At 50.9% G+C, this 9930-nt stretch carries 10 protein-coding genes and 2 pseudogenes; 2 read left to right on the top strand and 10 right to left on the bottom strand.

Annotated elements, in window-relative coordinates; translation table 11 throughout:
- Window positions 1-9: 9 nt before the first annotated feature.
- Together E8F20_RS04360 and E8F20_RS04355 are read right to left on the bottom strand one after the other, a co-directional pair.
- The gene (locus E8F20_RS04360; RefSeq protein ID WP_280282607.1) at window positions 10-1359 is read right to left on the bottom strand and encodes an IS110 family transposase; all 1350 of its coding nucleotides are present in this window, start codon (window positions 1357-1359) and stop codon (window positions 10-12) included.
- A 224-nt stretch (window positions 1360-1583) separates the two neighbouring features.
- A pseudogene (locus E8F20_RS04355) lies at window positions 1584-1847 on the bottom strand (transposase); the annotation flags it as partial.
- A 93-nt stretch (window positions 1848-1940) separates the two neighbouring features.
- Between E8F20_RS04355 and E8F20_RS04350 the strand changes: the two are divergent.
- On the top strand, window positions 1941-2129 hold the full coding sequence (locus E8F20_RS04350) for a hypothetical protein (protein ID WP_280282606.1): 189 nt from the start codon (window positions 1941-1943) through the stop codon (window positions 2127-2129).
- Between the two features lie 162 nt (window positions 2130-2291).
- On the opposite strand, the gene E8F20_RS04345 is transcribed toward E8F20_RS04350, so the two are convergent.
- From E8F20_RS04345 to dndB, 8 genes are all read right to left on the bottom strand, one after another.
- Window positions 2292-2789, bottom strand: a complete 498-nt coding sequence (locus tag E8F20_RS04345; protein WP_280282605.1) for a hypothetical protein — start codon at window positions 2787-2789, stop codon at window positions 2292-2294.
- A 69-nt stretch (window positions 2790-2858) separates the two neighbouring features.
- Entirely contained in the window at window positions 2859-3176 is a 318-nt protein-coding gene (locus tag E8F20_RS04340; protein WP_280282604.1) for a hypothetical protein, read from the bottom strand.
- 452 nt (window positions 3177-3628) lie between these two features.
- Window positions 3629-3898: a hypothetical protein gene (locus E8F20_RS04335; protein WP_280282603.1), complete on the bottom strand. Its 270-nt coding sequence runs from the start codon at window positions 3896-3898 to the stop codon at window positions 3629-3631.
- On the bottom strand, window positions 3880-4128 hold the full coding sequence (locus E8F20_RS04330; RefSeq protein WP_280282608.1) for an AlpA family transcriptional regulator: 249 nt from the start codon (window positions 4126-4128) through the stop codon (window positions 3880-3882). The genes E8F20_RS04335 and E8F20_RS04330 overlap by 19 nt, the downstream gene beginning before the upstream one ends.
- 203 nt (window positions 4129-4331) lie before the next feature.
- On the bottom strand, window positions 4332-4691 hold the full coding sequence (locus E8F20_RS04325; RefSeq protein ID WP_280282602.1) for a DndE family protein: 360 nt from the start codon (window positions 4689-4691) through the stop codon (window positions 4332-4334).
- Window positions 4688-6700 carry a DNA sulfur modification protein DndD gene (gene dndD / locus E8F20_RS04320; protein ID WP_280282601.1) on the bottom strand — a complete coding sequence of 671 codons (2013 nt, stop codon included), beginning with the start codon at window positions 6698-6700 and terminating at the stop codon, window positions 4688-4690. Before dndD ends, E8F20_RS04325 begins: the two co-directional genes overlap by 4 nt.
- Entirely contained in the window at window positions 6697-8223 is a 1527-nt protein-coding gene (dndC, locus tag E8F20_RS04315) for a DNA phosphorothioation system sulfurtransferase DndC (RefSeq protein WP_280282600.1), read from the bottom strand. The genes dndD and dndC overlap by 4 nt, the downstream gene beginning before the upstream one ends.
- Window positions 8216-9301, bottom strand: a complete 1086-nt coding sequence (dndB, locus tag E8F20_RS04310) for a DNA sulfur modification protein DndB (protein WP_280282599.1) — start codon at window positions 9299-9301, stop codon at window positions 8216-8218. The genes dndC and dndB overlap by 8 nt, the downstream gene beginning before the upstream one ends.
- 423 nt (window positions 9302-9724) lie before the next feature.
- Here dndB and E8F20_RS04305 point away from each other — a divergent pair.
- Window positions 9725-9930: pseudogene (locus E8F20_RS04305) on the top strand (transposase); the annotation flags it as partial.

Genomic DNA, 9930 nt, shown 5'->3' with positions numbered 1-9930 from the left:
GTAGCCTTCCTAAGAAACACCTTCTACAGCCTGCAGGGTGAAGCCAAACTCAGCAGCCCGCCGGTGCAAGCCTTTGACCACGCGCTCGCGATACTTTTGCTCGTAGTGGTCGGCACCGGGATCCTGATAGGCCATGCCGAAGCGCATGGCGTTGTAGAACAGGATGGCGATCTTGCGTGCCGTGGCGGTCACCGCCTTGGCCTTGCCAATGCGCGCCGATAAGCGTCGATAAAAAGCGCCCAACGCTGTGTTCGTTCTGCCAATGGTCACCGCAGCCAGGCGCAGATGCGCGGTGACCCGATTCTTGGTCTTGCGCGTGTGGGCGGACAGCACTTTGCCGCCACTGATCCGGCACCCCGGCGCCAGGGTCAGCCAGGCGGTGAAGTGCTGCGCGGTACGCCAGCGGCTCAGATCCGTACCGCACTCGGCGACCAGGCGCAGTGCCAAGTAGGGGCCGATGCCGTGGATCTGGGTCAGATCGACGCCGACCAGTTGATAGAGCAAGGCGCGCACATCGAAGTTGAGCGCATTCGGCTGCCGCGTGCGGTGGCGTGGTTTCGGCAGCGGCGAACTGGGCAACGGCTTTTGCTGGGCGAGTCGCTGCAGGCTCTGGGCTATTTGCCGGTCACAAACCTCGAGCTGCACCTGGTAGGCGTCGTACATGGCCAACGCCTGAGCCAGGGCGAACACGTGCTCCGGTTGGTAGTTGCCGACCAAGGCACTCTGGATGACCTCGAGACTGGACTTGCAGCGGGTATCGCGCATGGCCGCCAATCTTGCCGGATCTCGCTCGCCAGCGACGATGGCCCGAAGGATGCGCATACCCGTGGCCCCGGTAATGTCGGTGACCACATGCTGCAATTGCAGGTTCATGTGGGTGAGCGCCTTCTGCATGTGCTGGATATGCGCGGCGGCGTAATCGAGGTGGCGCTCGCGCAAGCGCAGATAACTGCGCAACGCGGCGATCTCGCGATCAGGATGGAAGCTGGCACGCAGCAAGCCACAGGCATGCAGGCGCTGGATCCATTGGGCGTCGTTGACGTCGGTCTTGCGCCCAGGCACCGCACGAGCATCCCGCGCATTGGCCAGCACGACCTGCAGGCCATGGCTCTCGAGAATCTCGTAGACCGGAATCCAATACACCCCGGTCGACTCCATCGCCACCGTGGTGATCCCGAGATCGACCAGCCAATTGGCCATGCGCTCCAGGTCGGCGGTAAACGCCTTGAACGTTTGCACCGACTCTTCGGCGAGATCGACGGGCACTGCCACCACATGGAAGCGCGAACCGATGTCGATGCCGGCTGCACGTTCGTGAATCACTGGCAGACCCTGTCGTTGCGAACTGGACGTCTTCATGAGAACCCTCCACTCACCGGAAGTGCTGGACGGGGACTCGGATCAGATCACATTCCTAAACGGGGTCACGAAACGCGCCACCACTCACGGGTCCGCAGCTTCCCCTGGGTCAGGTTTTTTGACGGGGACGGTGCCTCCAAAAAGCAGACGACCACTGTCCAGCGCTGTCAGTGTAGTGACCGTGTTTCTATCCCAATGGGCCGCGGTGCGCCGGGGAGGCGGTTTTTTAGGATCTCTTTCTCCCGCTCCAAACGCCGGACCTGGGCCTCCAGCTCCTGGATACGCCGCTGTTCGGGCGTCAGGGCCTTGCTGTGCCCAGGCGTCTTGCCACTACGCTCCAAGCCCAATTGCTCGACCCAGCGTCGTAGCGCGGTTGGCCCCACACCCATGGCCTTGCAGGCCGCCGGCACCGAATAGCCCTGATCCAGGACCAGGCTGGCGGCTTCGAGTTTGAACTCGGGACTGAAGAATCTTCTGCTCATGAACACCTCTGTTGTGGGCGAAGCTTAACGCCCTATCGGGGTGTCCAGAATCATTAGGCCACTTCAAAGCGCCCTCCCCTTCTGAACAAAAGCTATTTGATGAGCCAGGATGAGGCCGGATATAAGGCACAGCGCTCCTTAGAAAAACGATTAGGCAAATCACTTGGACTCGACCTATCAAAGGATCTAAATCTAAGCCGTACAGCCTTTGATCAAGCACTAGAGACCCATCAACTAGAAGTAAAAGGCCTGAAGCTTTTCGCCAAAAAAAAGCGCAATACCGATTAGACTGCACCTTTTACAGGGCGGCAATATGTTGCTGAGCGCCCGTTCTCACTGGAGTTCAGCCCCATGATGCGTCCCGATGCCAAGGTGAAGAAGGTCTACCACTATCCCAAGCCCGTTGACTTTCGTAAATCCATCAACGGTCTGGCCGCCCTGGTTTGGTGTTCAGTCACCGAGCTCTGGCTTCATGATGGCGCGGATTTCGTATAGCTTGCTGCTCACGTCATGAAGCTTGCTGATGAATTCGTCCAGCAACTCGTTCGTGACTTCAAAGTATCGATTTTTTTCGTCAAAACGGCGGTGCAGAATTTGCTGACTGGCCTTGTTGGTAATCGGGTAGGCATGCACGATGTCCGAACGTCGGGTGTTCAGCGCTTGGAACATGTCAGCGGCGACGCGGCCAATAGGCCCAACTGCTAGCTTCGAAGCCTTGGCTTTCTTTACGCTTTTGCGGAATTCGCTCAGGATCTCGCCGCCTGTTTTTGCCTGAAGCACTGTACGGTTCACGAGCGGATCCAGATGGTGAGCTACTTCGGACATGAAACTGCTTAGGGAAGCAAAGCAGTACAGCGCGCCCCCTAACCGGTAAATGTATCCATCGTCAGCAGGTAGCGCGAGACGCGTGAGTCCTCTGATGGCTTTAGTGTTCAGCTCGATTGTCATGGCGCGTACTCCAACTTCCTTATCATGTACAGAGGATGCCGGGTTCAGCTCTGCGAACCCGGGCTGTGTTTAGTAGGGGAAGTATTTCTTGAGCTTGCGGTGCAGCCAGCTGAATACCCGGATCAGGATTTGCAGCTTGCGATAGAAGTCATCGGTGTCGACCAAAAAGCCCAGTCGCTTGCGTAGCCGCACTCTCTCGCTATTCACCGCTTTGTACGCAAGGGTATCAGTCAGGCCTGCTGCAACCATGTTCTGTTCAACCTCGCTCAATCGGCAGTACACGGCTATCTCGACTGCGTGACGCTTGAAATGACGCCGGTTGAAAACACGATGCTTGCCGAGCAGCAGCAAGTAGGCGCCGAAGCCCGCCAGAAAGATCTGCCACATACTGATCTCAAGCCCCTGAGATGCCAAAAACTCGGCAGGTTAAGGCCCCTGCCAGCAGGCTATCGCAAATAACACAGGCCACATGGCAATGGGAACAGCGCTTGGCTCGTGGGAGGGTAGTGCAACAGCAGCTTGTAGATAGAGCGGAAACGGGTCATGGCAACTCCTGGATGAAGGCTGTCCTGACCTGAAGGGCTTGGACTCACTCAAGCTTCCAGTCTTCAGCAGATTCCTTGCAACTCAAGTGGCTCCAGTTGGTGTCCATCCCTACATGTGGCTCCTTGTGGGAAGCGCTCGGCCTGCAAGCGCTGCGGATCGGCCAAAACTCAATGCGGAAATCAAATCCGAACAGTCGCCATGCTCTAGCTACTGTAGCCATAAACACCCAACGATAAATTCAGAGGTAAGCTCTAACCAGTCTCGGGGAACAAGGTAAATGCATGAGCGCATGCCTACTCCTCGGGCTTGCTATTTGAGAGCACGTACCCGGCAACGGTGCCAAGAAGAGCCGCAAGAGTTTCGGTTTGGAATTTCGTCAATATTGCAAGAATCAGAATTGTTGGGATGAACAGAACAACACCAATTGCCTTGAGAGAGTTTGGGCCGAAACCCTGGCCTTTGGCTTTGATGCGCTTATAAACAATATTCAAGCCATAAAGCATGACCACTGCTGCGGCGGAGACAGCAATAAAGTGTACCCATGTTAACTCTGGTTGTGACAATGCTGGTTGCTCCTTTTAGATGTACAACAAAGGTCTCGGTGCGCAATTCTAGCCTGAATCCACTCGTAAACCTCACTTTCGACCCAACCGACGCTACGGCTAGTCAATGGAACTGGCTTTGGGAACGTACCAGCGCCTATGAGCTTGTAGATGGTCGACCGGGCCAGGCCTGTTGAGCCGACAACATCTCTCAAGCGGATGATCCTCGTAAAAGAATCTTTATTAACCAAAACGTCTCCGGCCAACAAAAAATATTCTTCGTCCCTCCTATTACAGGTTGGCCTGTAATAGGAGTGAATTATTTACTTAGTATGGATCCGGATGAACAGAAAGGGCGCACACCATATCAAAGATCGCAGCGACCGCCCTCTCTATCCTTAACCAACCAAACCAAGACGACTCTGCATCGAGATAGCAAGAGGAACAATGTCGTTCAGATTGCCAGCTGAACAACCTCCTTTAAAGACTTAACATGCCCCATCTTGTGCAAACCCACCTCAACCAAAGAGGCAACGCACCTAATAGGATCCCACTCCAAACTGCACTCAAAAACAAACTGTCTCAACAGCGCTTCATAGATATCCATGTGCTCCCCAAACAGAGTGGGGGCATTGAATTCCTGCCCATCGAGATCAGAAACACTAGCATTACCCAACCCATTAATATCTTTAAGCGCCGTTGAAATAGCAAATCGGCAAAGAATATTTGGAGTAAGGCCTGTCTTAGATTTTAAATATTTCAGCTTCGCAGTGGATGCTGACGAAATCTTAAACTTGTGCGGAAAAGAATTCATACGCCCCCCTTGCTTCTCCAAAAATACCCTTCCTCAACCCGCGTGGAGCGTGAGTCCGGCGAGTAAACCAGATGATAGGAATGAGATATATTTGACTTAAGCCCCTCATAGAAAGCGTAATCGATCTCTGTATCAGTAGAAAGAATAATTACTTGATGACTTGTTTTGGGGAAATAATTCTCTACCAGCTTTCTTCTATGCACCGAATCCAATCGCCCAAGAGGCGTATCTATTACTACCGGCAAGCTTCTTCCTGAAGTACGAGCTAAAGCCTCAAGAATGGAAATAGCGAATATCTGCTTTTCACCGGCCGATAGTTCACTTTTCTTAATTACCACGCCACTTTCGTCAAGAAGCTGGACTTCAAAAGTAGACGAATCTACAGAAATAGATAGGTGGCGATCCTCTTTTCGAGCAAGCCTATTAAAGGAAGAGAAGAACTGCGCTTGCAACTCACGCAATTTCGTTTCACGAGCTTGCTTTGAAAATTCTTTTAATACATCACGCGCCTGCTCGGCCAATGAGAAAATTTTCCCTTTCTCAGCTGACTTCAAAGCCTCGGAATGCAGCTCATCAAGTCGTCGCGCTACAAATGAAGCCTGGTAAAGCAGCTTTTTCACGTCCTCGGCTATAGCAGTTCTCAAGGCCTTGAGAGCACCCAATTTTTCCTGATAAACCGATTGTTCCTTAAACAAAGGTATCAATACGTTTTCATCAGGAGCTCGCGCCATGTTCTCACCGAGCGCATCAATAAGAGCGTCTATGTCTTCAAGCTCTGTAGATAAAACATTAGCACGCTCCTTATCGATCTTTAGCGCTCTATTCAGCCGATCCTTAGTCGCTGCAATTCGAGAGTCCGAAGCATCATGCAAAGTAGATACAGCATCTTCACCCTTTTGCAGAGCCCCACTAAAAGTCTCTAGATAAATACTCTTTATGGCATCTTCATTGTCAATTAACTGAGGAAGATTTCTTCTCATAGCCTGAATAAATGCAGACTCTTGCCCCTTAATGAAACCCGCCAACTCCTTGAGATTGCGAGCCTCACGCTCAGAGTTCAGCTGATTCAATAATTTGCCAGCAAGTTTTCGAGAGATTGCTAAAGGCAACAGCCCACTTGCAAGATCATGCAAAGAGTCCTCGATGGCTTTTTTTCTCGCTATAAGCACCTCGAGCTGCAAGCTTTCTTCTTGCCTAGAAGAGCTCCAAGCCCCACCTCTAGCTTTAATCTGCGCATCGAAACTAGAAATGACTTTCTCTGTTTCTACAATTTCAATCTTGAGCTGAAGAAGACGCTCTTTCGCCGACTCGATTTTGGCCTTAACAGTAGAATATTCATTATTGGCCGCAGCAATTCTTTCTTTCCGTTCCTGAGACGCCCCTTTAGCTGCCCGAGTTCTGACCAAAATAGATAGATCCGAATCAAGGCGATCGATAATATCGAGCCCTAGAAGCTTGTTAATCGAATCTCGGAGAGCGCCGCCAGTGGTCTCCTCCGCCAGACTAGAAATTTTCTCACCATCAAAAAAGAAAAGCTCAGACACCCCGATAGGAATAAGTTCATTCAAAAAAGATTGAGCTTGCTCATATGAAAGCTCTGCGAGCTCCTGACCATCCCTAGAGATAATCAGCCCCTCTTTAACTCTCTCGGAACGATCAAAACTCCAATCTCGCTTAAGATGATAAGTAGATATGACCCCATGCTGCGCATATCGAAAGGTTAACTCTAGTGCTGCTCTACTCGGCTGAGCAATAGCAAGAGGAGCTCGATGAATGCACTCTTTGAGATACTGATGATACTCAGAGATCGTAGCGCCACTACCAAGCACTCCCCGCCCATATAGCGCCAGCTTAAGAGCAGACAGGATGGTAGTCTTACCACCTCCATTTAGCCCACCGAACAGAACTATTGGCGCAGGCTTACCTCTCTTAAGCTTTGGAACAAGATCAAAATTGTGAAGTCCACTAAAAACTCGAAAATCAAGTACAGAAAGCGAGTCTATGATCATTGCAATAGACCCTCTACTTCACGTTTCAATACTTCAAATTCTTTACGGCATACATCTTGTTCTCGAGGAGAGGAGTGTCTTTCCAGAGCAGCCTCTAACCCCCCCCAATCCTGCTCTAAAACACGCTGGAGATCGTCTAGAATCCCTTTGCGGCGTGACAGACCTGAAAACGATAACTCAGAGTCAATTAACTTCATAATCAGCGCAGCAGGCACACCTTTTGTGCGCTCCAGCTCAGCAAGAATGACTGCATCTGGCTCGGTAAAAGCTCCAGCATCGTTCTTGATCCACTCAATATGATCTTCTGGATAAACCTCGGAGTAGATTTTGGGCAAGGAGTCCAGCCAATCTGGCTCATTCGGATCCTTAAGCCACTGCTGCCGTATAACCTGCAACTCGCCCCGGCCAATTAAATCTATGTCGTGGCCACCTGCACGAATATCTTTCTCTATATGCAGAAGCTCCTTAAGCCAAGACTTACGATAACTCATCCAGTAAGGCCCAGGAACATGCTTTGTAGCAGTACTATCGTCGTTGTCAATTGCCCCACGCGCAAACGTTACCTTACCTGTGCGGCGCTTATAGTTTCGATATTCCGTCTTGTTTTCAGGCAGAGAGCTAAAATGTAAATTATTCCTGAAATCAAGCAGTGGACGCATCCACTCTTCGCCAGTATTAACGAGCCCCTCAATAGCTTTGTCTTGTGTAACTACCGTGCAAGTCCAACAGCCAAATCGGGAGCTGCCGCAAGAAGGCGTGTTGGTGTCGATAACCAGGGGGCACTCTCCAGCATTCGACCCCTTGTACAACTCAAACAGGACTCTGTTAGATCCTCCCCACGGGCGAGGAGCACTCATTAAGTACTCCCATACTTCTTCTGACGACCAATATTCAATCGGCATATAGGTATATGCATTTGGAAGTGAGGAATGCCGTCCTAGTGCCGACCCATCGATGCGATGCCGTGCAATGACCTGAGCACGAGTTGAGCTTTCCTGGCGGCGCGAGCCCAGAACCACAACAACCTCTCCGAACTTAGCAACTTTATCTTTGATAAACTCACTAACCGGATCAATCTTCATCCGCTCTGTGCACCAACGGAACGCTTTTGTAGGCGCAGGATATCCTTTTCCTAGAAGATTAACCCAAAAAGTCTCATCAGGAGCCGGTATCACTGCATGGGCAGTCATCGGAACTTTGTCTTTAGGCGCCTGACAATTGATTGAATCAAGTGTGCTGCGAATCATGTCTACTACTACGGGCGTCTCTACCAGAGTATCAGAAGAAACAACATAGACATGCTTATGTCGCTCGCCCTCAGGCAAAAGATTTAAAGCCGCATACACAAGAGAAAGTATTACCGTTGAATCTTTACCACCACTAAAGCCAACAACCCAAGGCCGGGAATCAGCTTTGTAGATATGCTGCACCTCTCGAATTAAATCTACGAGCGGCCTGCCAGCGATGACAGTAGCCTCAAGAAAATCCTGATGGCTATTATAAAGAAATTGTTCTTCACTCATATTTCTTCAACTTTCTCTCGATTTCTTGCTCAGAAGTTGAAAGCGATATACCCAGCTTCTGCTTTATTAGATTCGCGGTCAAAACAACGTTAGTAGTAGCCTTAGAGATTCGGCCATGCACCATTGCCCTGCCCTCCCACTCCGAATTAGAGCGAGACCAATCAATATCCCTTATATTTTTAAGGATCTGCGACCATTCAGACTCTTGCCTAATGATCAAATCAGCCCCTACGATCCCCATAGCTTGCAGCATTACCCCATGAGCATGGATGTAATTGTCCCGAAGATCTGCTGTTGATAGATCTTTGTTCTTTGCTCTGAGCCAGTCGGGCATGTGGCTAGCAATTGCATTCCAGTACGCTGCCGAAAGCTCCTTCTCATTCAGAGCGACATGGTCATGCTTACCCTTTTTGAGCAATGTCTTAGATGCATTTTTTATAGCGCTTAATGTAAAGAGCTTAGAGCTACGATGAGAGAGACTAGATTTTTCCAGCTCAGTCATTCGTGTAAAAACATCGACATTTTTAACAAGGTAACGGGCCAAATCTGAAATATGATCACGATGATCATAAAGAGTGCTGATGGAATCGCTCGGGCGAACAGCATGTTTATTAAGATCAGCAAACATCTGCTGACTGCGTTGAAGCCCTTCATCAATGAAAAATAAAACTGGGATATTGTCATATCCAAGCTCTGGATTTTCCTGAATGGCTTGCTCTATTGCAGCGCGTCGATGCTGTCCATCGTTGATCAATATCTGCGCATCCATAGGTATGGATAGTATCCCAATATTCTGCCCACTCCCCGTATCTGAGAAAGGGTCGAACTGGACAGAAGCGTTTACGGAGGCCGTGATCGCAGAAAGCGTGTAATCCGCTATATTTTCTACAAGGTACGAAGCGATCTCCGGAACCCGTGCAAGATTCAGCTTCCTCTGAGCCCTCAAATCCGCTGGAACATTCTCCTCGTTGAAGACAAAAATCCTAGGGACCAGGCGCATCGGGCACATTGCGATGTAGCATGGTCTTCCAGATTGAATTCCCCGCACACATGGGAAGGAATGCACATAGCTCGACATAGAGAAACGTCCGTACGTCATTTTTCAAAATTTTAACGTACAAGCCGCCCAAAAAAAAGACTGTGCGCGCAAATACAGCCAGCAATGCTCTGCACGACTCAGACCATGCTGCAGCGGCAGGCTTTGCACAAGCGAACCAAGCCAATTGGTGCATTCCAGGTGTCCCAGCAAGCCCACACCAGTACGCCGCAACCTCTAGGCTCCAGGCTCCAAAAGACCAGCTGACTGATCAGTGCGCGCTACTGTGATCGCTAGCTCGAGAAAAGGAGGTGCAGGCTCTTAAGCGGTCTTGCCGCCCGCAGGTCTGATGCTACAGAGAGCGAGTTGGCTCAGCTGCGCCAGTCAGCGCTGGAAAGCATGAGTATCGGTCTTAGTGGATCTCCTACTCACAAGCTAGATCCCTCCTGCCTGCCGTTCGCTGGGGGGGATTCGGCCTTGCGCCGTTGGGTGAAACAGCTCCAGGCGGAACGCCAAGGCGTGACCCCGAAGAGCAAGGCGCTGACGCCCGAGCAGCAGAAGATCCAGGAGCTGGAGGCCCGGATCAGCCGGCTGGAGCGGGAGAAAGCGATCCTAAAAAACCGCCTCCCCGGCGCACCGCGGCCCATTGGGATAGAAACACGGTCACTACA

It is taken from the genome of Pseudomonas sp. BN415 (assembly GCF_029871195.1).
Taxonomy (GTDB): domain Bacteria; phylum Pseudomonadota; class Gammaproteobacteria; order Pseudomonadales; family Pseudomonadaceae; genus Metapseudomonas; species Metapseudomonas resinovorans.
This window is presented reverse-complemented; position numbering and strand designations above follow the sequence as displayed.

Excerpts from the sequence above, each read along its gene's own strand:
- E8F20_RS04360 (WP_280282607.1), bottom strand. The coding sequence starts at position 1,359 with ATGAAGACGTCCAGTTCGCAACGACAGGGTCTGCCAGTGATTCACGAA.
- E8F20_RS04350 (WP_280282606.1), top strand. The coding sequence starts at position 1,941 with ATGAGCCAGGATGAGGCCGGATATAAGGCACAGCGCTCCTTAGAAAAA.
- E8F20_RS04345 (WP_280282605.1), bottom strand. The coding sequence starts at position 2,789 with ATGACAATCGAGCTGAACACTAAAGCCATCAGAGGACTCACGCGTCTC.
- E8F20_RS04340 (WP_280282604.1), bottom strand. The coding sequence starts at position 3,176 with ATGTGGCAGATCTTTCTGGCGGGCTTCGGCGCCTACTTGCTGCTGCTC.
- E8F20_RS04325 (WP_280282602.1), bottom strand. The coding sequence starts at position 4,691 with ATGAATTCTTTTCCGCACAAGTTTAAGATTTCGTCAGCATCCACTGCG.
- dndD (WP_280282601.1), bottom strand. The coding sequence starts at position 6,700 with ATGATCATAGACTCGCTTTCTGTACTTGATTTTCGAGTTTTTAGTGGA.
- dndC (WP_280282600.1), bottom strand. The coding sequence starts at position 8,223 with ATGAGTGAAGAACAATTTCTTTATAATAGCCATCAGGATTTTCTTGAG.
- dndB (WP_280282599.1), bottom strand. The coding sequence starts at position 9,301 with ATGTCGAGCTATGTGCATTCCTTCCCATGTGTGCGGGGAATTCAATCT.